This is a genomic window from Bacillus sp. z33, from assembly GCF_058313615.1.
In genome coordinates, this window is sequence record NZ_JBZFQN010000001.1 from 413,441 (window position 1) to 439,510 (window position 26,070).

At 37.8% G+C, this 26,070-nt stretch carries 21 protein-coding genes; 1 reads left to right on the plus strand and 20 read right to left on the minus strand.

The features are described from left to right. The 20 genes from AC4G3L_RS01895 to AC4G3L_RS01990 all read right to left on the minus strand — a co-directional run bounded on the left by AC4G3L_RS01895 (position 1) and on the right by AC4G3L_RS01990 (position 23,615). Entirely contained in the window at positions 1–1,137 is a 1,137-nt protein-coding gene (locus AC4G3L_RS01895) for an acyl-CoA dehydrogenase family protein (RefSeq protein WP_491075282.1), read from the minus strand. 238 nt (positions 1,138–1,375) lie between these two features. After that, a complete protein-coding gene (locus AC4G3L_RS01900) occupies positions 1,376–2,464 on the minus strand; it encodes a CaiB/BaiF CoA transferase family protein (protein ID WP_491075283.1) in 1,089 nt (362 codons plus the stop codon). Positions 2,465–2,555: 91 nt separating this feature from the next. Then, positions 2,556–4,703, minus strand: a complete 2,148-nt coding sequence (locus AC4G3L_RS01905) for a sigma 54-interacting transcriptional regulator (protein ID WP_491075284.1) — start codon at positions 4,701–4,703, stop codon at positions 2,556–2,558. Between the two features lie 113 nt (positions 4,704–4,816). Next, complete coding sequence (locus AC4G3L_RS01910; protein WP_491075285.1) at positions 4,817–6,334, minus strand: class I adenylate-forming enzyme family protein; 1,518 nt, start codon at positions 6,332–6,334, stop codon at positions 4,817–4,819. 44 nt (positions 6,335–6,378) lie between these two features. After that, a complete protein-coding gene (locus AC4G3L_RS01915) occupies positions 6,379–7,581 on the minus strand; it encodes an iron-containing alcohol dehydrogenase (protein WP_491075286.1) in 1,203 nt (400 codons plus the stop codon). 35 nt (positions 7,582–7,616) lie between these two features. Then, a complete protein-coding gene (locus AC4G3L_RS01920) occupies positions 7,617–9,134 on the minus strand; it encodes an aldehyde dehydrogenase family protein (RefSeq protein ID WP_491075287.1) in 1,518 nt (505 codons plus the stop codon). Positions 9,135–9,167: 33 nt separating this feature from the next. Beyond that, a complete protein-coding gene (locus tag AC4G3L_RS01925; protein WP_491076219.1) occupies positions 9,168–10,073 on the minus strand; it encodes a R2-like ligand-binding oxidase in 906 nt (301 codons plus the stop codon). Between the two features lie 598 nt (positions 10,074–10,671). After that, positions 10,672–12,225, minus strand: a complete 1,554-nt coding sequence (locus tag AC4G3L_RS01930) for an acyl-CoA synthetase (RefSeq protein WP_491075288.1) — start codon at positions 12,223–12,225, stop codon at positions 10,672–10,674. Positions 12,226–12,706: 481 nt separating this feature from the next. Further along, entirely contained in the window at positions 12,707–13,852 is a 1,146-nt protein-coding gene (locus AC4G3L_RS01935) for a histidine kinase N-terminal domain-containing protein (protein WP_491075289.1), read from the minus strand. A 234-nt stretch (positions 13,853–14,086) separates the two neighbouring features. Beyond that, the gene (locus AC4G3L_RS01940) at positions 14,087–15,058 is read right to left on the minus strand and encodes an alpha/beta fold hydrolase (RefSeq protein WP_491075290.1); all 972 of its coding nucleotides are present in this window, start codon (positions 15,056–15,058) and stop codon (positions 14,087–14,089) included. Positions 15,059–15,320: 262 nt separating this feature from the next. After that, a complete protein-coding gene (locus tag AC4G3L_RS01945; protein WP_491075291.1) occupies positions 15,321–15,473 on the minus strand; it encodes a lmo0937 family membrane protein in 153 nt (50 codons plus the stop codon). A gap of 93 nt (positions 15,474–15,566) precedes the next feature. Beyond that, positions 15,567–16,043 carry a dCTP deaminase/dUTPase family protein gene (locus tag AC4G3L_RS01950; RefSeq protein WP_491075292.1) on the minus strand — a complete coding sequence of 159 codons (477 nt, stop codon included), beginning with the start codon at positions 16,041–16,043 and terminating at the stop codon, positions 15,567–15,569. A 12-nt stretch (positions 16,044–16,055) separates the two neighbouring features. After that, positions 16,056–18,374 (minus strand): helicase C-terminal domain-containing protein, encoded by a 2,319-nt coding sequence (locus AC4G3L_RS01955; RefSeq protein WP_491075293.1) that lies wholly within the window; start codon positions 18,372–18,374, stop codon positions 16,056–16,058. Between the two features lie 266 nt (positions 18,375–18,640). Next, positions 18,641–19,057, minus strand: a complete 417-nt coding sequence (locus AC4G3L_RS01960) for a CBS domain-containing protein (RefSeq protein WP_491075294.1) — start codon at positions 19,055–19,057, stop codon at positions 18,641–18,643. 93 nt (positions 19,058–19,150) lie between these two features. Further along, entirely contained in the window at positions 19,151–19,789 is a 639-nt protein-coding gene (locus AC4G3L_RS01965) for a GTP pyrophosphokinase (protein ID WP_491076220.1), read from the minus strand. 154 nt (positions 19,790–19,943) lie between these two features. Beyond that, the gene (locus AC4G3L_RS01970) at positions 19,944–20,141 is read right to left on the minus strand and encodes a cold-shock protein (RefSeq protein ID WP_491075295.1); all 198 of its coding nucleotides are present in this window, start codon (positions 20,139–20,141) and stop codon (positions 19,944–19,946) included. Positions 20,142–20,222: 81 nt separating this feature from the next. Further along, complete coding sequence (locus AC4G3L_RS01975; RefSeq protein WP_066103471.1) at positions 20,223–20,423, minus strand: cold-shock protein; 201 nt, start codon at positions 20,421–20,423, stop codon at positions 20,223–20,225. 237 nt (positions 20,424–20,660) lie between these two features. Further along, the gene (locus AC4G3L_RS01980; protein WP_491075296.1) at positions 20,661–21,218 is read right to left on the minus strand and encodes a mismatch-specific DNA-glycosylase; all 558 of its coding nucleotides are present in this window, start codon (positions 21,216–21,218) and stop codon (positions 20,661–20,663) included. Positions 21,219–21,386: 168 nt separating this feature from the next. Beyond that, positions 21,387–22,481 carry an SEC-C metal-binding domain-containing protein gene (locus AC4G3L_RS01985; protein ID WP_491075297.1) on the minus strand — a complete coding sequence of 365 codons (1,095 nt, stop codon included), beginning with the start codon at positions 22,479–22,481 and terminating at the stop codon, positions 21,387–21,389. Between the two features lie 246 nt (positions 22,482–22,727). After that, on the minus strand, positions 22,728–23,615 hold the full coding sequence (locus AC4G3L_RS01990) for a 3D domain-containing protein (RefSeq protein WP_491075298.1): 888 nt from the start codon (positions 23,613–23,615) through the stop codon (positions 22,728–22,730). A gap of 356 nt (positions 23,616–23,971) precedes the next feature. On the opposite strand from AC4G3L_RS01990, the gene AC4G3L_RS01995 reads away from it, so the two are divergent. Continuing rightward, complete coding sequence (locus tag AC4G3L_RS01995; RefSeq protein WP_491075299.1) at positions 23,972–25,564, plus strand: ABC-F family ATP-binding cassette domain-containing protein; 1,593 nt, start codon at positions 23,972–23,974, stop codon at positions 25,562–25,564. The last annotated feature ends 506 nt before the right edge of the window (positions 25,565–26,070 follow it).

Genomic DNA, 26,070 nt, shown 5'->3' on the forward strand with positions numbered 1-26,070 from the left:
TTATAAACCGATTTTTTTAGCGATTATTTGCTTCATAATTTCATTGGTACCTGCATAAATCGAGGTAACCGCTATATCACGGTATCTTCTCGCAATCGCATATTCTTCCATAAAACCGTACCCGCCGTGCAACTGCATACATTGACTGACCATTCTCTTTGCCATATCAGTTACCCACCATTTGGCCATGCTTACTTCTGTGACAATATTCTGACCTTCCATATGTCTCACAATTAAATCATCAATAAATGTACGGCCTATCTTCACCTCAGTGGCCATTTCGGCGATTTTAAATTGTGTATTTTGAAAATCACTGATTGATTTTCCAAAGGCTGTTCGCTGTTTGACATAGTCAATCGTGATTTTCAACGATTCCTCTGCTGCCGCTAATGCCTGAATCGCACACATTAACCGTTCCTGCTGAAGTTTGGCCATCAAATAATAAAAACCTTTATTTTCCTCTCCCAATAAATTGCTGACCGGTACTCTCGCATCTTCGAAAATTAACTCCGTCGTTTCACCCGCAAGCTGGCCAATTTTGTTCAGCTTTTTGCCACGGATAAATCCGGGTGTTCCTTTTTCAACTACAATCAGACTGATTCCTTTATGTCCTGCATCTGGATTTGTTTTACAGGCCACGATTGTTAAATCGGACCTGAGCCCATTTGATATAAACGTTTTTTGTCCGTTAATAATATAGTCGTCACCATCTTTAACAGCTCTCGTCTGCAAATTCCCTAAATCTGATCCCGTTCCCGGCTCGGTCATTGCAATAGCTGTTGAATACTCACCTGTAATACACTTTGGAATCCATCTTTGTTTTTGGTCTTCTGTACCAAATTCATACAAATAAGGAACAACGATATCATTATGTAAAACACATCCTCCGATTCCACTCCCGACTCTTTCAAATTCCTCAGCAAGTATCACTGAATAAGCAAAATCCGCATTAAATCCGCCATATTTCTCATCTGCCCACGGTACAAGAAACCCTTGGTCACCAAGCTTTTTCCACAAATCTCCAGGTGTGCTTTTCTCCTTCTCCCATTCAAGATAGTAAGGAATCACTTCCTTATCTAAAAATTTCCGAACTGATTCACGAAAAATACGATGCTCTTCCTTTAAATAACTGGTCATCTGTGTACTCCCTTTCCATTCATAGTCTTATATCTGTACATCTATATACATGCAAGTATCATGCCAAATTATTAAATGGGTATTTCGCCAGTTTGAGAGATTGGTTGTATGAAATCTGTACACCTTTCCTTTCACTAGTGTATCGTTCGTTCATGGCCGTTCGCTGTAAGAGGACAATGATTTTGGCAAACTATAAAGTAAAAACTGCCGGTATTTACACACAACAGTTTACTTCTTTTTATTTTTGATAAGTTCGATTATGCTGGCCGAGCTTCGGATAGGTAATTATCATTTCATTCGAGTAGGAATCTGCATGATTTCCGGTCACCATATAGCGAAATGAATCTTTCTCTTGAATTAAATTTCTTTCCTTCATATAGACATGTTTGCTTAGCTCGTTGGCTTCAAGTACAGGCGCCATGCAGCAGTCTACATTCAAAGAGAAATCCATCCACTCCTCAAATGTTTTACTTGCAAACAATCGTCTTATCTCCTGATAAACTTCATTCTGCTCAACTGGCTGAGAGAACTGGGCATCTATCCATGTATCCTGTCCTGTTGCCGTGCAAAAATTACGCCAAAATTTTGTTTCCAGCGCACATAACGTCATATACCTGTGATCCTTTGTTTCATAAATTCCATAACATATTACATTACCATTTAATGTTGGAATTCCGGTTTTTTTGCCTGTTGCTGATTCCATAAACACATGATAATTCATTAAAGCAGCAGTTGTGTCCAATAATGCAATATCTAAATAGGTTCCTCTACCTGTGCGTTCCCTTTGAAAGAGGGCACCAAGTATCGATTCGGTTGCTGAAGACCCACCGATTAAATCTGCAAATGTAAGTGATGGTTGAACAGGCCTGCCATCCCCATCCTTTAACTGAGCCAATACACCGCTCATGGCCATGTAATTCAAATCATGGCTGCCAAGCTGTTGCATGGTACCTTCTTGGCCATAGCCGGATAAGGAGCAATAAATAATCTTTGGATGAAAAGTCTGAATATCTTCATATCCAAGCCCTAATCGTTTCATTACACCGGGCCGGTAACTTTCAATCAAAATGTCTGAATTACGGATGACTTCAATCGCCAATTCTTTGTCCGCTTCTTTTTTCAAATCCAGGGACAAGCTTTTTTTATTACGGTTCATACACCGGAAAAGATAATTTTCTTTTTGATCTTCCTCCAAAGGAAGCCGCGCATGATCTCCAGTGGGAGGCTCTATTTTAATTACTTCTGCCCCTAAATCTGCTAGGCGCAGAGTTGCATAGGGTCCAGGCAAGTTTTGGGTGAAATCAACTACTTTAATTCCCTTTAGCATAAATACTTCCTCCTTAAATTTACTAAATTTCTATCCTGTTAAAATACGGAACTTTTCCAAACCATAAGGAATGTCTGATTTTCAAACACCATCATTTCTGCTGTTTTAATAGTGGAGATTCAGGCAGTAACCAATCATACTTCTTTAGCTTGTCATACAATACAGATCGGCTGATACCAAGCAGGAGGCAGGCCTTACTTTTGTTCCCTCCTGACATTTCTAACGCTTTATGTATGGCCAGTTGCTCCGCTTTCTCTAATAAAGGCTGTGTTTCTTCATCTTCCTCCTCTTCATTCAAAAAAAGATCGTAGCCAACTTTCTGCAGAATATATTCTGGGATGTCCTCTAGACCGACTTTGCCATCCTCAGCAAAAATCATGGCCCTCTCCCAAACATTCCGCAATTCCCGGATATTTCCGGGCCAGTCATATTCCAATATTGCTTTCTCAAACAATGAATTCCATCCTGTAATGCTTGTCCCGTTTTGTTTATTAAATTCTTTAATAAATGCTTCGCTTAAAAGGAGAATGTCCTTTTTTCTCCGCCTTAAAGGAGGAATCTCAAAGGATATGACATTCAACCGGTAAAATAGATCCTCCCTAAATTCCCCGTCAGCAACCATTTTTTCCAAAGGACGATTGGTAGCGGCAATGATACGAACATTTACACTGATTCGTTCTGTTCCGCCTACTCTGTAAAACTCTCTTTCTTGCAGGACACGAAGCAGCTTGGCCTGTATGGATAAAGACATATCCCCAATCTCATCAAGGAAAAGTGTGCCGCCATTGGCCATATCAAACTTGCCGATTTTCCCTTTATTTTTTGCTCCTGTAAAAGCGCCTTCCTCATATCCAAAAAACTCTGATTCCAACAAGTGCTCAGGTATAGCGGCACAGTTCACCGTAATAAATGGACCCTTTCCAAATGGACTGGCGCTATGAACGGCATGGGCAAATAACTCTTTACCCGTTCCGCTTTCCCCAAATATTAATACTGTGGTCTTTACCTTGGCTGCTTTCATCCCACTCCGCATCAGCTTATCCATTTGCTTATCGTTTGATAGGATCTGATCAAATGTAAATCTTGATTTCTCAAGCTTGGTAGGATTCAGATTCTTCCTATCATTTACCTCTGCACTTTTGAATAACTCACGAACCTCGTGCAGCTGGCGATAAACGATTTTACCAATGGCACCGATGATTTGCTCATCCTGATAAACGGGTATACGGTGAACGATATAGTCTATTCCTTTAACCTGCATAAACTCACTAACTTCCGCTACACCCGTTTTCATCACATGCGGCAAATGAAGATGAGGTAAAACTGATTTAATTTCCTTCATTTCCATTTGCTGATTATACAGGTCAAACAACTCGATCAAACTGGGGCTGATAAAAGTGACTTCCTCTTTTTCATTTATCATGACGAGGCCATCATAGGCATTATGGATAACAGATTGCAAAAGGGTTTTCCATTTCTTTTGAAATTTTAATTCTCTCGTTAAATTCTCTAATTCAGATACATTTTGAAATAGCGTGATATACCCATGTTTACCATTTTCTAAAGCATACTTTGACAAACGTACTATATAATGTTCAGATTGAAAAACCATTGGAAAATGAGCTTCCATTTTCTCAGAAAATTGATTTAATTGAGGGATATAAATCTCGAGGTTTTCATTGATGAGTGATGAATAAGGGATTCCAATCATGTCAGTGATTTTTTCATTCACATAGATGATTTGATTTTTTTCATCTGTCATAATTGCTCCCAAATTGGATGTCTGTAATACTTTTTCAAGCTGTTCTTTTAATAATTTCGTTTCTCTCACGTAATTCATAACGGCATTTGTTTTTGTAAAAATGCCTACAGGAGCACCCTGTTTATTCACGACAATCCCCGTGCCCACCCTGCTCTTTGATATTAATTTTTCCAACAGTTCAGAGTTCACATCCTCCAAAACAGTTCCTACATCTTTTTTGATATAATCACTGATTGTAGTATCTTTAGATACATCAGTGAGAATCATTTGGTACAATGAACTTCTTGTAAATACGCCAATCAGTTTTCCTGAACTGTTTGTCACCGGGATCGTATTCCACTTTTGCTTGCACATGATAGATAGAGCTTCCATCAATGTGTTCGTTGGTGATAAACAATGTTCGAGCGGACTCATGATTTCTTTAACGGGCTTTATAGTGTTCTCCCCCTTTAAGATTCTATATATTTTTTTCCACAAATACGTGTAAAACTCCTCTAATTATAGGGAGGGAATAAAAATCGGCAAAATCCTTCTCGTTTAAAGAATCAGGATTTTGCCCACTGAAATCATTTATTATTATTTATTATTTATTATTTAATAGTTTTTTTGTCGTAATCTTTTAAAACAGTTTTTAGCATCTTCCCTGTTCCTGATTTTGGTATTTGATCAATAAAACAAATATAATCAGGAACCTTATACTCTGCCAATCTCTCTTTACAATAGGAAACCACTTCTTCTTCCTGTAACTGTAGATTTTTCTTTGCTACATAGGCCACCGTTTTTTCGCCAAAGACCGGGTCAGGCCTGCCAATAACGGAGCATTCCAAAATATCAGGGTGCGTGTACAATACTTCCTCTAACTCACGTGGATAAATATTAAAGCCGCCTCTGATGATCATGTCCTTCTTCCGGTCCACAATAAAATGGTATCCGTCTTCATCATAATAGGCCAGATCACCAGTATATAACCATCCATCTTTAATCGTGTTAATCGTATCATCTTCCTTTTTATAGTAGCCCTTCATCATGTTGGGACCTCTGAAAACAATCTCTCCTACCGCGTGCGGTTCTACTTCCTTACCTTCCGGATCGACAATTTTCAATTCGACGCCAGGAATAGACACTCCAACAGAATTCAATTTTTTAGCCATATCTCGAGGTGTAGTCATCAGCATAACTGTACTTTCTGTCAGTCCATATCCTTCTGCTATTTCGACACCCAGTGATTGATTGGTCTTATGGAGTATCTCGGCAGGTAAACTTGCCCCACCACAACCAGCTGTCCGAAGATGCGAAAAATCTAAATTTGAAATGGCTGGATTTTGAAGAAAGAAGGCATACATAGTTGGAACACCTAAGAAAATCGAGATTTGATATTTTGATATCTTTTCAAGTGTATCAACAGGGTGAAAACGTTCTTCTAAATAAATCGTACTTCCGTGGGCAATCGGCGCCAGGAATCCTTGTAATTTGGCATAAGCATGAAAAAGAGGCAATACACAAAGGACCCTGTCTTTTGGCGTTAATTGATTAATGACGGCTGCTGTAATCGTCATCCAATTCAAGTTGGCATGTGTAATCATGGCTCCCTTCGGATTACCGGTTGTCCCAGATGTATAAATGATTTGCGCGACATCCTCCGCATGAACAGGGACCACCTTGCTGATTGGAGATACAGACTGCAATTCCTGCCAGTCAGTAAATGGATGGTTTTCCTCATCTCCAAAATAATAGATTTCTTTCATCTGTTTAAAGTCATTCATAGAGTTTTGAATGACGGCGGATGCAGCAGCCTCAGTAATTAAATATTCTGATTCTGAGTCATTGATAATATAGGTTGTTTCTTTTTCTTTAAAGGTAGGGTTAATGGGCACGACAGTTGCACCATTTGCTAATATAGCAAAATACGTAATGATATATTCCGGCCGATTGGTCATCATCAACGCAACTTTAGTCTCATGAGTAATGCCTATATTTTCCAACCCGGCTGCAATACTGAAAATTTGATCTCTCAGCTCTTGATACGTCAGCACCTGTTCCCGGTAATGAATAGCAGGCTGATTGGGCAAACGCGACACAGTGGACGTAAGCAGTTCAACAATATTCAAAAAATAACTACCTCCTTAAATACTGGATTCTATATATCAGCCTATTAAATAGTCACCTTAGCCACTAAAACCTCTCGGCAAACCTGCTCAATGACTTCATTCGGTATACGATATGTCTGACCGGATGGATCATTTTGAACAACTGATATAAGCTCCGGTATCTCTGCAGAGTTGATATCAAATTCCGAAAAGTCATCCGGTAAATTCACAGCTTTACGAAGAGCGACAATTTCATCAATACATTGCTGCAAACACTCTTCCTCAGTATCAGCAATATCCTTAATACCAAGTGCCTGAGCAAATTCTTTTATCTTAGGAATATAAAGCGGAGCTAAGTTTTTCATAACACTCGGCATTAAAACTGCATTAGCCAGCCCATGTGGAATTCCATACTTTGCACCCAGGGCATGGGCCATGTTATGGATAGGCATTTCGGCAAAAGCTAAGACAAAACTTGTTATAGCCATAGCACTCGCCTGCAGCATATTCGCACGTGCTGCAATGTTGTTCCCTTCATGTACAGCTGTTTCCAAATTGGCTCGAATCAGTTTAGCAGAATGGAGTGCAAATGCATCTCCCATAGTATTTGAGTTATTGGAAAAATAACCTTCCACAGCATGGGTCAAGGCATCCAATCCAGTAAAAGCAGTAACTTTAGCCGGTAGGCCAACAGTTAATTCTGGATCAAGAATTGCGATATCTGAATTGATAAATGGATGGAGCAAATTACACTTCACTCCTAAATGTTCATTATAAACAACCGAAATGCCCGATATTTCTGCACCCGTACCAGCTGTTGTCGCAATCGATATATGAGGTACCCCCATATGCACAGCCTCAGGCCAAACTTCTATTACATTTCCATTCAAGGCATGTTCAATTTTGTCCACTTTTTTATGGAGACACCATTTTATTGTTTTTGCCGTATCCATGACCGAACCACCACCGATGGCAATAATAGAGTCTCCATTACATTGTTTGAAATATTGCAGACCATTATTAATATTAGAAGACTTGGCATCCTGAGTAACATCATCAAATACTCCCGCCAGCTGTATACCAGGCACCATTTCAAATAAGCGCTGTATTTTTTTCGTCAGCCCAGCATGGGTTAACCCTTTATCGGAAAATAGAACCGGACGTTTACCACCCAATGACTGAATTAAGTCCGGAACAAGTATATGTGACCCTGCCCCATTCTTAATGATTGATCGATGGATAAATTCATAATACGAAGTAACCTTCATCTTATCTCCCCATTCCAATTAGTTTTAAAAGAATTCTAGAATATCAGCCCTAAAGCTGCACGTTGTTCATTTTCAGTTGTAAGTGCTGTTATGATACTCTTCTGCTCTGTATATTCATTGAAAACTTGACTCCCCAATTCTCGTCCAAGCCCGCTTTGTTTATAACCGCCGAATGGTGCATCGTTTCTGAACGCATGCCATTCATTAATCCAAATCGTGCCTGCCTTAAGCTGTGTTGCTATTTCATTAGCTTTGACAACATCACGGGACCATACACCAGCCGTCAAACCATAAATTGTATCATTGGCAATCTCTATTGCTTCCTCTATCGTTGAATACTTCATCACGCAGAGAACTGGTCCAAAAATTTCTTCCTGTGCTATTTTCATATCATTTGTGACATCTGCAAAAATGGTTGGCTCAACGAAATAGCCTTGATCAAGTCCCGGTCCTTCTGCTTTTTTGCCACCGCACACAAGACGGGCACCCTGTTCCAATCCGGATTCTATATAGCCCAAGACTTTATTCATTTGTTTCTCTGAAATGACTGGGCCCATTCCGGTATTCGGATCAAGCGGTTGACCTAATTTTATCTTTGCACTCATGGCCACTAATTGTTCAACCACAATATCGTACATCGATTCATGAACAAGGACACGCGTGCTTGCTTCACACACTTGACCAGCGTGGAAAAATACGCCAAGCAAAATCCCTGGTATGGCCACTTCCAAATCAGCATCTGGAAGTACAATTGCAGGTGCCTTCCCGCCAAGCTCAAGCGTAACCTTTTTCACACTTGAAGAGGCTAACTCCATTATTTTCTTTCCTGTTTCAGTTGAACCGGTAAATGCAATCTTTTCCACTTCCGGATGTGTCACAAGCGCCTCTCCTACCTCTGCGCCTGATCCGGTAATGACACTGAAAACCCCTTTAGGCAGCCCGGCTTCAACTGCAATCTCCGCTAATTTCAATGTACCAAGCGGGGTATCAGATGCTGGCTTGACAATAATGGAATTACCCATGGCAATTGCAGGTGCAATCTTCCACATTGCTAATACAAGCGGAAAATTGAACGGTGTAATCGCGGCTACGACACCTAATGGTTCCCGAACCAACTGGGCTCTGTTTGCTCCGAACATTTGCTTTACAGGCAATGCCTCCACAAACTCATATTCAAGGGACATGTTAGCTGTTTGCTGGAGAGAGAGGATGAGCTGCATAATATCCGCTCCTCCAATTTTTCGCAATGTTGCTCCGGTACTGATTCCCTCCAAATAGATTAACTCCTGTGCATGTTCCTTAATTTCATCGGCAAAACGCAACATGATTTGCGCCCTTTCTGCCTGCGTTTTCCTTGACCATACACCTGATTCAAATACTTCTTTTGCATTTAGAACAGCTTTATTCACGTCTTCTTTTGTACCTTTAGGGACTTTAGCAACTACTTCGGATGTAGCCGGATTTATGACATCAAACATTTCTCCCGTAGATCCTGGTGTCCATTCCCCACTAATAAATTGTGCAAATTCCTGTACCTTCACGTCTGTACTCATTCCATATCCTCCCTTTTCCCACTACTATTTTTCTTACTCAAAAATAACTTCGGTATCATGAATTTCTTCCAGCGTTTTATCTTGGGCACGTGATAGTACCTCAATCCGCGCACTTAATTGTTTAAGTGCATATTCCATTGCTTTTCCTTCTTCAATACCAAGACTTGTCACTTTTTTCCCATCTTCCCTCGCTGTCAGTTCGTAGGCAATTGGAAGCAACTCCTGAAGCCTTATTTGGACACGATCAAATAACTCAGGATGTTCATGAATTAAGCGCTGAATAAGGAATGTACCAAATCCGATATGGCGTCCTTCGTCCCTTTTTACATTCCGTATCCCTTCAATAAATCCAGGGAATAAATTTGCTTTAGACAGAGCTTCATAGAAGAACCAATATCCCGTTTCCGCTAATACCCCTTCGGCAAAGATATTGTATGTGACGGCAGCATCCAACATTGCTTCAGGTGATTGGTCCACAAGTAATCTATTCATTGTCCGAGGAAGGATATCATCAAATAATTTCCTATGCCCAGGTGTCAGTAGGTGACTGAGGTCCTCAGTTACACCGATTTCTTCTAAAAATAAACTAAAGAACTCCGCATGCTTTGCTTCTTCAAATAAAAAGGTAGATAGATAGGACTCTTCTTCAAACCACCCTTTCTTGGAAACGGCCATGATCATAGGAAGAATATCCTCCGATACAGCTTCCTCACCCCCAATAAACTGCGCAAATTGAATCAAAACCTCTTGCTGTTGATCAGGGCTAAGCTTTTTCCAATCCTCTTTATCCTGGCTAAAGTCAATATCAACTGGATTCCATATCCCATGTCTTTTAGCTTTTTGATAAAGTTTATACGGGAGTGAATCCTTTTTGATCATTTGTTTTGTAGTCACATATTCACGCACTCGTATCCCTCCTTTGAAAGTAATAAATTTTATTTTTCATGGATGCTTTTCGTATGTATTCCTCCCCCCTCTTACAATAAAGCGCTTACATTAGATTGCATCCACTTTGCTCAGCCTTCACTGAACTAATTGCAAGTTCCGTGCCAACATAAAACCCCTGTCCAACTTAGGAAAATAATATGGTTTCTATTTAATAATGATTGATTTCTAAACAACCTTTTTTCCTTGCTGTTTGAATACCACGCATAGGACTTTTGAATGCTCAGACGGACTTGCTTTCCTTAACTGTAACTTATAACCTATACATAATATGTTGTAATTTGTAGGCTCACAAAAAAAAGATAGTCTAAATCTATCTTCAAAATTTTAGATCTAGACTTATATTCATAGAATTCAATTATCGAACCAAGAATAAGTACCTCTTTTTTTAAGATTATTATAAAGAACAATGAGCTAATATAGGCACTATTTTTCTACCTTGCCTTTTATCATAGAGTTCTTCCCGTTAGACAAACATAGATGTACCTTTCTCCTTTAGAAAACTCAACTGCCTAAGTCCCTAAAAAGAGGCAGTGATAAGCTGCTAAATACCAACTTCGCACTGCCTCAGACTAAAACTAGCGGACCTTATCTACTTTTCTGTCTCTAGATATCCCTTTCTAAGAACTGTTTTAACAATTTTTCCGGCTGCATTTCTTGGCAAAGTATCCACGAAATTGACTATCTTAGGCTTTTTATACGATGCCAATTGTTCCTGGCAATAGATAATCACTTCTTCCTCTGTCATCGTTTCACCTTTTCTCAGAACGATATAAGCTTGAACCACTTCTCCCCATTTTTCATCAACAGCACCGACCACAGCACTTTCGACAACTTTGGAATGTCTATTTAAAACTTGTTCAATTTCGGCTGGATAGATATTCTCCCCGCCACTAATAATCATATCCTTTTTCCGATCAACGATATAAATAAACCCTTCATCATCCATCCGAACTAAATCTCCACTATGAAACCATCCCCCACGGAATGCCTCTCTAGTTGCTTCTGGATTTTTATAATATTCTTTCATAACGGTTGGTCCACGGTAGACAATTTCCCCGACATCTCCAAGCGGAACATCATTCATATGGTCGTCAACGACCCTCACTTCTACATTGACCACCGGCTTACCCACGGAAGAATTTTTCCGAATAGAATCTTCAGGTTGAAGACAGGTAGTAACCGGACTCATTTCTGTTTGTCCAAAAGGATCACTCAGTTTCCCATTTGGAAAATATTTTGCAATCCTCTCTTTCAGTAATAGGGAACATGGAGCACTCCCAGCGGCACATCTTTCTAATGATGTTAAATCATATTGTTCAATCGAAGGACATTCAACAAGCATATGCCACATCGTCGGTGCTAAAAAGATAAAATTAATTCGCTCTTTCTCGATGGTTTGAAGCACTTCTTCGGGGTTGAATTGTGAATGAATCACTGTAGTTCCATTAATGGGGTATAAAAGAGTTGATAGAGCAGCAATGTGAAATAAAGGAGCAACTAAAAGTTGTTTAAAAGTTGCGTCAAGTCCTGCTGTTACGACTTGGTTCATACCATTTATACACATGTTTTGATGCGATAAAACTGCACCTTTTGGCCGTCCGGTTGTACCTGAAGTATACATAATAAGCGCTCCATCATCACCCGATAATGAATTGCAAGGCTGATACGTTGAGGAGCGATCGTATATGGTCTCATAAGGTATATGGGAAGAAGTTGAATCTCCATTCACGACAACGATACAGTCAACAAGCTCGATTTGTGATCGAATCGATTCAATCACAGGCAAAAAGACGTGCTCGACAAATAAAATTTTGCATTCAGATTGCCCAATGATATACGCCAGCTCATCTTTTGTCAGACGAAAATTTATTGGGACTCCTATCGCTCCAGCTAAAGATGTAGCATAGAATACATCAATAAAAGGAAGTCCATTCAAGAGCATAAAACCAACCTTGTCCTGATACCCTATTCTGTTTTTCTGCAACCAACCAGCTAAATGAAGTGCTTTCTTCTCAGATTCACGATACGTTCGTCTCTCACTGCCATATATGTATGCCTCTCTCTCAGGTGCCGTGTGTGCTGCCCTGCGCAAATACTCTCCGATTACCAGTGATCTGGATAATTCCAAATTAGATGTTGTCACAAATATCCCTCCATAGTTTATCCTAGGCCAAAAAGAACAAAAGTTCATAAATATCAACTATATTTAGCCATCACTTACATTAATGCAAGTATAATGCCAATCTAAAATTGGCGATTATATGCAAGAATCCCATCATTAATGTCCCCATACCGCACACCACAATGACTACAGGTGTATGATAGTTCAACACCTTCATTTTCATGTTAATTCTACTATTCCTTTTAGAACATTACTGATCATAAAAAAACAGCACCTTCCCGATGAGGAAAGTGCTGCTTTAATAATATACATCGAAAAAAATTTACGAATATTCTGCCACCTAATTATACTGCGTCATTCACGCACCCATTTTTAGTCTCTCTGGATTATTTCTCAGGAGGTAATCTCATTTACTATTCAAGCATCCTAACAGAATAATTGTATAACGACAAAATCAATAGTTTAGAAAATAAATAAATGATTAAGAATTCATCCGTGTAACTCACTGTGCGGGTTTGATAATAATAGAATCAGGAAGATAAATACTAAATTTCGTCCATTCGGGATTGGAAGAACATAATAAGTCGCCATCATAACTATCAATAATTTTTTTGCAGACATAAAGGCCAATTCCCGTACCTAATTCCTTTGTAGTGAAAAATGGTTCAAAGATTGACTCAATATTTTCCTTTGCAATCATTGGCCCATTATTGGATAAGCTTATCACTAATTGATCGTCCTTCATCATGGATTTTACTTTAATGACACGCTCGGAAGGCTGATTTTTCAAGGCATCAATTGAGTTAATAAAAAGATTAAGAGCAACCTGCTTCAATCCATTTCTGCTTGCCTTTATGATTAAATCTTCCGGAACATCGATTTCTACCTTAACATTGGTATCTATAATGTTCGCATAGCTTAATTGTTTAATCTCTTCAATCAGCTCTCTGATCGATATATCCATGATAATCTCTTCATTGAATTCAGCTTTTGATGTGTGCAAAAATTGGGTAATCCGAAAATTTAATTGATTGAGCTCATATTCCATGATATCCAAGTATTTCATATCCGGATATTCTTTTCTCAAAATTTTATTAAAGCCCATTACAGCCGTCAGCGGATTACGGAATTCATGCACAAAGCTCGATGATATTTGACCGAGCAGGGCTAATTTATCCTTATGGTTTTCATTGATGAAGGTGGTCTTCTCATCAATGACTTTATTTTTCATTTGTGTATAGGTCGAAACCATTTCATAGCTAAAAATATCATATTGTCTATTGATATTATTAATTGTACTTTGGAGTATATAAGACGGGATATCCATCTTCAGCACAAAATTAACAAAGATACTGCGTCCCTGATTGATATTGTATAAAACATTTCCTATATTAATAGCATCCATGCGTTCAATGGCTGTCCTTCTCGCCACTTCCTTGATCTGACTTTCAGATATATCACCATTTACCGTGTTAATCAATTGACTGAACATCGTTTTACGTGGTTTCTCCATAGATGCTGTATTTTCCTCATGATGCTGGATCTTGATAGAATCTAAATACTCCTGATATAACCTCCCCTCTTCTTTCATCAGTGATTCCTTAATCAATTTTTGATAATCACTTTGCTTTAATAAAATTGGCTCCATCTATTTAGACCACCATTTCAATTTAGCTTTACATGTATGATTTATATTCGACAGATATACCTAATATCCTTTACTGTAAGTAAAACATTTACAGATTGTCATAATTGTTACGTTCTCGTAAAAAGTAAAACTCTCTTTTTGAATCATCTGATTTTTTTCGAACATAAATCTTTTTCATATTTTTATATTTTCGTACTATCGATTTATAGAAAGACCGTTCACTGATTTAATTACCTAAAATGTATTCGTAAAATGATTTACGTGCTCACTCATTTCTTTATAACGTGCCCAATGAAGATAATGATGTCCCTTTAAAGTGACTATTTGAGATGGAGAGTTATCATTTAAGTGAGTTCGATAGAATGTCACATAGGACTTACCCTCTTTACTTACTTGATTATCTTCCTTAGTAAAGAGCAGGACAGGCATATTATTTGGAAAAGTCATATCCTTTGTTTTATCCATATTATTTTGTATTTCATTGGCTTCATCCACTATATTCTTGTTATATCCTTTCCAGGCAGAAATCGCTTCTGTCATTTTCAAATTATTTTCGGTATAGATACCTTTCTCGGCTATGGGAAGAAAATTTTCCGACTTCAAGGATACCATTAGTCGGGCTAATCCGCTTGGTGCAGCAAATCGAAACAGATTCGATATAGCAGGAGCTGACTCACCAAAATATTCTAAAGCTTGCGGCAATGTAGGATCAATTCCTATAACCGCTTTCACTTCACTTGGATATTTATTCGCAAAATACATACTATATATTCCAGAAAGAGAATGTGGCATTAAAATATACGGGCCTTCATTATTCGATTTCTTTAGAGCTGTTCTCAACTCATCTACTATATTTTTTACCGTTCTTTCTTTAGTTGTTAAATCACTCCATCCATAGCCAAAAGGTTCCACTACAACCACTTTATTAGTAAGTGCTAATTCATTTATTAAGGGTTCAAAATCTAACACAGGTGCTGCAGTACCTAAACCACTTAATAAGACGATCGTATTTTCTCCGTCGCCTTTCGTGTAAACATGCATATTATTCTCGTTTACTTCAACTAATTTTCCTGGAGCTTGATAACTTTTTTGTTCATACGTTGTTTTAATGTAATGGAAAGCGACCCATAACAAAATGATTGCTGCAATAAAAGAAAATAGCATTCTTGTCATCATCCAAAATCTAGCTTTCTTTTTTACCTTCAAAATTCCCACTCCTTTTCATATATCCCTAATCTAATTTGTAAATTTTACCATAAATCAAAGATCCATCGTAAGTTTATTCCATCCTCCTACCAAAGATATAGCTATGGAGAAATTAATCCAGTAGATTATACGTCTCTTTGTACCTGCAGAAAGTGTCTTTAAACAACAAAAAAGGACTATATGGGAGAAAAAATCCTCCTATATAGTCCTAAATTTTTCTACATCTACTAAGGTACACAGAATGAATATAATTAGAGATTAATTATCTTCTTCCAGATCCTCTGTTTTTAATAATATTAAACACGAACACAAGTGCAGCTATTATTAATAATACGTGGATAATATCTCCGCCAATTTCAAATAGGAAACCTAACAACCATAAGACCACTAAAACTCCGATTAATGTCCAAAGCATTTTGTATCATCTCTCTTTCTAATATAGATATGTATTTACCTATTTTTACCCGAAAGATTAATATTTGAAACAAAATGATTCACTATTCGCAGCTTAGCGTTTTGTGGAACCGAATCCACCAGATCTATTTGCATGCAAGACTTGATCATCATCAGCTAATAAATACTGTTTAAATATACCCTGTGCAATCCGTTCCCCTTGTTTAATCAGCACAGGCGCTTCTCCTCGATTGGTAATAGAAATGCCAATATTTCCATCATTCTCAGGATTCCCATAATAAGATGAATCAATGATGCCAGTACCATTCGATAGAACAAGTCCATATTTGACTCCAAGGCTGCTTCGTATATGAATTTCCAACAATTCGTTTTGTTTCATATAGGTTTTGATATTAGTCCAAAATAAATGCTTCTCACCAACATTCAGTGTGATTGTTTCATTTGAAAAAAAATCATAGCCTGCCGATCCTGCATCACCGCGCAGTGGCAGCTTGATTTTATCCTTATTCATTTGAATCTTAAAATACTCTGGACTCACGATTTCAAATCCTCTTACTCTTTGCTCTCTCATATGAATCTCCTCTTATGTCATTTCTTTGTAGCTTTTAATAATTTTAAATGATTTCCACATTTCCGGGAATAAAGATTGATATTTTTCGGTTAAAAAACGATCATCTATTAGTGTAAGTGTGCCAGTGTCATGCTCACTTCGTATTAAGCGGCCCGCCGCCTGCAACACCTTATTCATTCCGGGATAAATATAAGCATAATCAAATCCGTTTTTTCCGGCTGCCTTATAATAGTCGCGAATTAAATTTCTCTCCTCATTTATTTGCGGTAATCCTACACCAATAATGATTACCCCGCTCAATCGATTCCCTACCAAATCGATTCCTTCAGAAAATATTCCGCCCAATACCGTAAAACCGATGACAGGAACGTTTGAATCCTCTTCAAAAGCTGACAAAAAAGCCTCTCTTTCCTGCTCAGTCATCCCCTGATTTTGTATCAAGACTTTAGATGGACCCTCGAATTCCTCCAGTTCTTCCATTACCATCGTTAAAAATTGGTAGGATGGGAAAAACACTAAAAAATTCCCTTTATTTCGGATTACTGCTTTAATGGTTTTGGCAATTAGAACACTTGAGGCTGCTCGATCATGAAATCGAGTGGAGAGTGGCTGAATCGTGATAGCCAATTGTTCAGGAGAAAATGGAGAACCTATGTTAATCCGGTAATCCCCGTCCTCACTGCCCAGAGCATCCATGTAATAGCCAATTGGTGTTAGAGTAGCTGAAAAGAATAGTTTGGCAGCAAATCCTTTCGTCATCTTTTGCATATTTAAGGCAGGATCCAAACAAAACATTTTGATAGACAGATTATTACTTCCTTTTATCACATGAGTAATATAATTCTTATTATAATACTTGGCAATCCGGAGAAAATTTTGAGATGTAAAGTAGATTTCCATTAAATCGCCATGATTGGAAGACTCACTGACTCCACTCCGGGTTAATTCAGCACCCGCATAAAGGACAAATAGTTCGAGTGCTTCCAGCAATTCTTCTGGTTTGTCCAAATATACAGCTGATTTTTTATCCCCTAATTCTTTCTTCTGTTGAATTAATAAAGCGTTTATTACTTTAGCTGCATTTGATAGCTCTGGATTAGACCCGCTGTATGCCCTCTTTATATCGAGAAACACTTTCTTTTCCAACTCCGCAGAAAACATTTCTCTTCCGCGTTCCACCAGATTATGAGCTTCATCCACTAAAAGAACAGTCCGTTTCCTTTGCTCATCCGAAAATCGTTTCAAGAATACTCTTGGATCAAAAATATAATTATAATCGCAAATTACAATGTCCGCGAGATACGCCAATTCTATCGAATATTCAAACGGACATACACGGTGACGGTGAGCATACTTCAGAATTGTCTCTCTGTCCATAAGTGACTCATTTTCTAAAATATCCAAAACAGCATCATTGATTCGATCGAAATGACCTTCAGCATACATACATTGATCCGTGTTACAAATTCCTTCTGGATTCATACATATTTTATCTTTTGCTGTAAGCGTTACGGTTTTCACTTTTAATCCTTGACCATTCAGGATTTTTACCGTATCCTCAGCCACTTGTCTAGTAATGGTTTTAGCCGTCAAGTAAAAAATCCGTTCGATATTATGGTCATTTTCAGCCATCATTTTAACGGATGGGAAAATAAAAGAAATCGTTTTACCAATGCCGGTTGGTGCTAAAGCAAAAAGACTTTTCTTTTCCGACATCGTTTTCCAGGCCGCTCCAATCAGCTTTCTCTGACCTTTTCTAAAATCCGTAAACGGAAATTCGATTTGTGCCGCTGAAATTAGTTTTTCTTCCTTTATTTTTAGTTGTAAAGCTGCAAAGGGCGTGAATTCTGTCAGTACCTTCTCCATAAATTGATCTAATTGACCAATCGTTACACTTTTTCGAAATGTAAGTATTTGATTTGTCAGTACTTGTACATAGGTTAACTGAATCTCTATCTGTTTAAGATTCTCATTCAGACAATAGATATACCCATAACACATCGCCTGAGCCCAGTGAACCGGATATGTATTTTCATTAATTGCATCAAGTGTCCCGGACGTTGATTTGATTTCCTCAATAACTGGTCCTTCCGGCCGATGTAGAATCCCATCACATCTTCCTTCAATCTCATAATAAATACCCCCGAATTCCTTTACCATATTCAGTGGTACCTCTTTTTCATCTTTATCCTGATAGTCTGCCTGAATGGCCTGATGTATTCTTGTCCCTTCAATCATTGAACTGGACGTGCGAAAACGACCATCCAGATCACCGCTCCGATAAACATATTCAACTAACTGTCTAATGGATATATGATACTCCCCCAACATATATACTCACCCATCCTGATCTTAGTACGATTATCATACCATATAGGGCACAAACGTTCTTACTAACATGTGTGAAAGAACCTTTCACCAAACAGACTCCGCTGATTTTAATTTTTATTGTAATTAAAATCAGCGTATAAAAAGGGCATTCCCAAAATGAGAATCCCCTGTTTCAAGAAGAAATATTAGGTCCTAAAATGTAAGCTACTAATTGCAGAATTATCCACTAGTTTTTCGAGATGCAGTATGCCGTACTGAGTTCCATCCTACTCTTGTTCAGAAATATCCTGCAAAGCTTCCCCTGCTTCATCAGTACCAGTGTTGCTGACTGACAGATCACCCAATGATACAATCCCGACCAGTTTACCGTTTTCAATGACTGGAAGACGTCTGATTTGATGCTGTGCCATCATGGCCGCAGCCTCTTCCTCTGTTGTGTCAGGGTTGGCCGTAACAACATTTTGATGCATAACATCCAGTACTTTAGTCGAACCGGGTCTTTTCTCAGCAATCCCGTCCACTACAAGATCGCGGTCCGTAATAACGCCAATGAGAGATCCGTCCTCACAGACAGGAATAATCCCCACATTATCATTCTTCATTTTCAAAGCTACCTCATATACATTACTACCCGGTGATACAAAGTCTACATTTGTTGTCATAATATCTCTTAAGATTGTCATGAATTTGTCCCTTCCTTCTTTCCTTTTATTTTTATCTTCCCCTTTTTTAATACATTTGACACATTTTTTTAAGAAGGAATAACAAATATACAATTAGGTTTCACTCTTCAGTTTATCTTTAAATACTTGGACTTCTTCATTAATTCTTAGCATCTTATCATCCAGTTCAGCAATCATAGACGCAGATTCCTTTAACTCCATAAGGAGATGTTCTGGTACCTCTTTACCAAATTTATAATAAATTTTATGCTCTAGGCTTGCCCAAAAATCCATGGCGATCGTTCGTATTTGTATTTCCACCGTCATCCATTTTTTACAGTCTGTATAAAATACCGGTATTTCAGTTATTAAATGAAGACTTCTATATCCATTTGGTTTTGGGTGTTTAATATAATCTTTAATCTCTAAAATATGTATATCATCCTGTTTCCCCAGAGCATCAACAACTGCGTAAATATCAGTTGTAAATGAACAGGAAATACGAACTCCTGCGATATCACGGACATGTTGTTCTGCATTCTCAATCGTAATATCAAGATTTTTCCGTTGTAATTTTTTCATAATACTTTGCGGACTTTTCATTCTCGATTTGATATGTTCAATCGGATTATAATGATGAATAAATTCAAATTCTTGGTTTAAGATATCCAGTTTCGTATTCATTTCACTCAAAGCAAATTTGTAGCCAATTAAAAATTCCTTCCATTCATTCAACTCTTGTAAATCAGGCATATTCACGTAGGTGATTCCTCTTTTCTGTAGTGTTCAATAACTCAACATACGAATAAAACTAGCTAGAGGTTTCATTTAGGACCACTCATATTTCCTACAAATAAAAAAAACAGACCAAATTCATTGGTCTGTTTCTGCGAGAAAGCTGGACGGCTTAATCGTTCCGCCTAGGATTATTAATCGCTTGAAGCATTTTAACGCCTTCTGTCATCTCACTACCACATAATGGACACTTAGGTGTTTCAGTAGCTTTGAAATTGTCACGTACCCAACCTTTACAATCATCAGAAGTACATTCCCACACCTTCGTTTCTTCAGGGATTATTTCCTCAACATTTTTTCGATTATACATAACCGGCACACCTTTCTTTTAGAAGTTAATTATGTATTAAAAGACTACCCTTACATTGGATAGCCTTTATTAGCATACTTCTTAAAGTTTAATTACGTTTTCAGCTTGAGGTCCACGAGCGCCTTCTGTTACGTCGAACTGTACGCTTTGGCCTTCTTCTAGAGATTTGAAACCTTCGCCCTGGATAGCGGAGAAGTGTACGAATACATCGTTTTCGCCTTCAACTTCGATGAATCCGAAACCTTTTTCTGCATTAAACCATTTTACTTTACCGTTTTTCATTTTGTTACCTCCAAAAATGTATGATAAATATAGATTCACCTATTATAAAAAGTACCGCTCTGTAAAAAGGAGAACACTTTATAAGAAGTGAATGTCTATTTACGGGTAATTTTATATAGATAAACATTATTTATCATGATACACTACATTTTCAGAAATGTCAATAATTTAGAAATGGCATTAATGTGATGAACTTTCTACTTATAGCATGGCTTTTTTTGCAGGTATTATACCTATTTATTTGGATTGTTTGAGTTTGTTCCACTCATTTAATTGTCGGAAATAACCTATTCTTTCTTCACGTGTATAATGAGCATTTGCTCCGCTTGTTGACGGCACAACAAAAATATGGCAGCCTTCCCACTCAGGGGTGGAATAAAACAGACCATCCTGAAGACCGGGCACTATTTTTCCTTTATGGCGGTTTATCGCATATCGAAAGGCTGTAATCCCAATGAAACATAAACATTTAGGTTTGTATTGGATGATTAAATCTCTTAATTCGGCGGCACCCTCAAGATATTCCTCTTTTTTTAAATCAGATGAAGAACGGGTTGCTCTGCCAACAATATCAGTTATGCCATACCCATAGTCGAGCAACTTTACTGTCTCTTCCGGTTTAAATTGATATGGCGTAATACCGCCCAAATACAGCCCCTTCCAAAACAAATTTGCTGGATTCGCAAAATGATACCCCTTAAGTGCTGAGATTCTGCCGGGGTTGATTCCACAAAATACAATATCCAGCCCTGGTTTAATATAAGTAGGCAATGTTAAAGATTCAAAATCCTCCATGCAATCCCCTCCTTGTTTTTTTCTATGAATTAATTTCATTACCAGTATGATGATAAAGCACTGTACTCAATGCCATTATAACCTTTCAGAAAAAAACAAAACACGATGTACGATTGATAGCCAAAGCCACTAAGTGTACACCGTGTTTGTATTTACCTTTTTATAAAATCAAGCTTTTCCGCAGCATTTTTTGTATTTCTTCCCTGATCCACATGGACAAGGTTCATTTCTGCCTACTTTAGGTTGAGTTATTTCTACTGGAGTAGTAGGTGCAGGTTTATTAGCAGATGGAGAGGATAATTCAGAAGGTGTATGACCTTTTAAAATCCATAGTCTTGTGTTATTTACGACTGTGACCATTTTTTCAACCAATACATTAATATCTTTTTCCGACTTTAATTCAACTTGTTCTCCAAACCATTTCACCACATCGGGTAAGGATTCACCAAATTGAACTTTATAGATAAAGCGATCTGCCAATTCTACTGCTTCTTCTTGTTTTAAAGAATACGTATCACTTAAATAGTGTACAAGATTCACCAATTGTTCCGTTCTTTCAAATGGTTCAAATCGGTTCACATTTAACATGGTTTCAGCAGGAATTGGGTAATATTTCAAGCCAACTCTGCTTGCTTGCGCCTGCTTAAATCCATCTAATTCTTTGATTGTCTCATGAATGATATACGGTTCATTTAGGCGGAAATCCCCATAATATTCTTCTAAATAACTGATATAATTGTGTAACCATTCGATATCCACTTCTTCCTGGAGATACCCTTCAATCAATTTATGGGCTTTTTCAATCTCCATAAATCCATAATAACGAACCAAGCCAAACAAGATGTTTGAAACTTTTTGATTACGGTTAACAATAGTCATAATTTCTTTTGGATTTAAGTTGTAAAATTGTTTCATGACTTCAGTTGGCATTACAACCACTGGTTGATCTTCCACCTTGGATGGATGTATATATCCAATGCTGGATAAGTAAAATACATTTTCAAGACCGATTTGTTCAATTGGCATTATCCCGCTCTTCGTCATCATCGCTACAATAGCTGTGTATTGATGAAGATCCATCATTTGGACCTTTTCAGGGACAGACGCCGGTATTTTTTCAGCCAATGCTGCTACCAATTCTTTTTTTCTTAATGAACTCATGTTTTTCAAATTTAGATTTCTGCGGATATTCTTTAAAGCATCCATCTTTAAAGAATCTAGCAAATTCTCTAAATTATATTCATCTACAGTTGCGGTTGTCATCAGAATTCCTCCATATTGATTCAAAAACTAATTATATAATAATTCCCTGTCAAAGACTTTGATTTTACTACAAATCTCGAAAAAAATAAACTGTCACTCTATTCCCACAATTAATACCTGATATTTTTTCATTTATGTATGGAAAAAAACATATGCTATTGATACTACTATTCTTTTAATAGAATAGATAGTAAAAAGCAACCCAGACACTGCTGGATTGCTTTTTGGACTTACTTATAATCACTATTAATCTTCAAATATTGTCACTTCAACCGTTTTAATACCCCAGTCTTCCGCCTCTGCTTGAGAAGGAATAAAGACATCAATTTTATTCCCTTTGATTGCTCCTCCTATATCCGCGGCAATCGCATGTCCATATCCTTCTACATAAACTTTAGTACCAAGTGGAATTACATTTGGATCAACCGCGATTACTTTCTGATTCGGATTCGCTTTAAGGTCTATGCCAGTGTATGTTACACCGGTGCCGCCTTCGCAATCAGCCGTATAGGCTGTTGCTTTAACGGTAAGTACTTTTTCCTCCTGTTCAGAATGACCCGAGGATGCCTGTACCTCTTCTTCCGCTTCCTTGTTTACAGTTTCCTGTTCTGTATTAGGCTTTTCGGTAGTCTCATTAATTGTTTTATCCTCTTTATCATTAGGGGTGTTCAACTTAATAGTTTCATCAGCTACAAGAGTTTCACCAGTCTTGTTTTCCTTACCTTTTTCAGTTTTTTCTTTGCTTGGAGAGATTTCATCTATCTCTTCCGTTTTGTTATCTTTATTTATTTGTTCTGGTTTTGGTTTATTAGCCACGTTGGCTGATTCATCAAAACCATGTTGTTGGACATTCCGTTTGCTATCTGGATTATCCTTCAATTCAGAATAAAATGCCGTATATGATGGGATTGTTTCCTCCTTATTAAACGGAATATAAGTTGAGCTTGTTTCTTCTGCCGCCCTATTTATATATTTATAATCAGATAAAGCTGTCATCTCTACCTGACTTATCTTGGTTGAAGGTTGCTGATTCATAACTTGATTTTCATTTGCATTATTTGAGGAAACAAAGCCACTTTGTACAACTCCTGCAAGTGACGTTGAAACTAATAATGCAATAAGTAGTTGATTCATCGGTTAAACCTAACCTCCTTTAAATTTTTCGTGATGAATAACAGAAATCATCCTACCAAATAGAAAAACTAATTGTTAAGGACAAACAGATGTAAAACCCGTTACAACTATGTCAACAATATTACAGAAATGTAACAAGTTTACAGAATTTTAAATATGTAAACGCTTATCACATTGATAGTACTGATTCCAAAATTGTTCACCTTTCTCATGAACACTTATTTATTTAACATAAATTACCACACAGTAATCACCTATTCTTGTTTTATTCGCTTGATTGCACTGCATCTCTTTCAAAATATGTACATGTGATGATATAATTTGCTAGATACCAGCAAACGGAGGAAATGAAATAAATGATTACTGTAAATAACGTAGGTCTTCGCTTTGGAGATCGAAAATTGTTTGAAGATGTAAATATTAAATTTACACCTGGAAATTGCTATGGATTAATTGGTGCCAATGGTGCCGGAAAATCTACCTTTCTTAAAATCTTATCAGGTGAACTTGAGCCTCAATCAGGCAATGTTAGTCTAGGCCCTGGTGAGCGTCTCACTGTTTTAAAGCAAAACCACTTTGAATTTGAAGACATTGAAGTCATTCAAGTAGTCATCATGGGCCATGCCCGACTTTACGAAGTCATGAAAGAAAAAGATGCTATTTATATGAAGGAAAACTTCTCCGACGAAGATGGTATGAGAGCTGCAGAACTCGAAGGTGAATTTGCTGAGCTGAATGGTTGGGAAGCAGAGCCTGATGCTGCAATCCTACTTAAAGGATTAGGTATACCAGAAGAGTTACACAACAAAAAAATGGCTGATCTTGATGGTGGAGAAAAAGTGAAAGTATTGCTTGCACAAGCTCTATTTGGTAAGCCGGATGTATTATTACTCGATGAGCCTACCAACCACCTTGACATTAAAGCCATTCAATGGCTAGAAGAGTTTTTAATTAACTTTGAAAACACGGTCATCGTTGTATCCCATGACCGTCACTTCTTGAATAAGGTATGTACGCATATTGCGGACCTTGATTTCGGAAAAATTCAACTGTATGTCGGAAACTATGATTTTTGGTACGAGTCCAGCCAATTGGCACAGAAATTAACATCCGAATCCAATAAGAAAAAGGAAGAAAAGATTAAGGAATTACAAGCATTCGTCGCCCGTTTCAGCGCTAATGCATCTAAATCCAAACAAGCCACTTCCCGTAAAAAACTATTGGAAAAAATCACATTAGATGATATCCGACCATCATCCCGCCGTTACCCATATGTTCACTTTACTCCTGAACGCGAAATCGGTAATGACCTATTACGTGTTGAAGGTCTTTCCAAAACAATCGATGGAGAAAAGGTCCTGAACAATGTAAGTTTTACTATGAATAAAGATGACAAAATTGCTTTAATTGGTCAAAATGACAATGCTAAAACAGTTCTGTTTAAAATCCTGATGGGTGAAATGGAAGCAGATGAAGGATCATTTAAATGGGGAGTAACCACTTCTCAATCCTATTTCCCTAAAGATAACTCTGAATTCTTCGAAGGTAATGACATGACGCTAGTGGACTGGCTTCGTCAATTCTCTCCACAGGATGAAAGTGAATCATTCCTGCGTGGTTTCCTAGGAAGAATGCTCTTCTCCGGGGAAGAAGTTATGAAAAAAGCTTCAGTTCTGTCCGGTGGAGAAAAAGTCCGCTGTATGCTATCTAAAATGATGCTTAGCGGTGCAAATGTTCTTCTATTAGATGAACCGACTAACCACCTTGACTTGGAGTCCATCACGGCAGTCAATAATGGTATGATCAATTTCAAAGGCGCCATGATTTTCACATCTCATGACCACCAGTTCATCCAAACGATTGCAAACCGTATTATTGAAATCACACCAGATGGCATTATCGACAAACAAATGTCGTATGATGAGTATTTAGAAGCAGTTAAAAAATAACTGGATTCGAAATGACCTGACCCAAGAAGGTTAGATATATGATAGTTAGGCTAATTCAAAGACCTGAGCCCAGTATTCCACTGGCTCAGGTTTTTTTATTTGACTGTTTTCTAAAAAAAGAGAGACAGCTTTTGCTTTCTCTCAGACTGTAGACAAAGCCCTTATATTAGGGAGACATTGTCTACGTTTTTTTCATTTCGTTAACACTATTTTCTGCAGAATGGGCTCGCTTTCCGCGGGCAAGTATCAAGCCTCCTAGCGCTTAAGCGCTGTGGGGTCTTGATACGCTTGTTCTTCCTGCAGGAGTCTCACCCATTCTGCAGAAAATAGGACACTGCGTTTTATATAAGATTTCTCGGTGTACGAAAGAAATTCCCGGTGTTTTTAACAAATATAATTAACTATATAGGGCCTAAAAAATAGATGGAGCTAGTTAATACTCCTATTGTGTCGTGTATCAATTAAATAGAGGAAGTAGAGATAGCAAAAGCTTATCTCTCAGATTG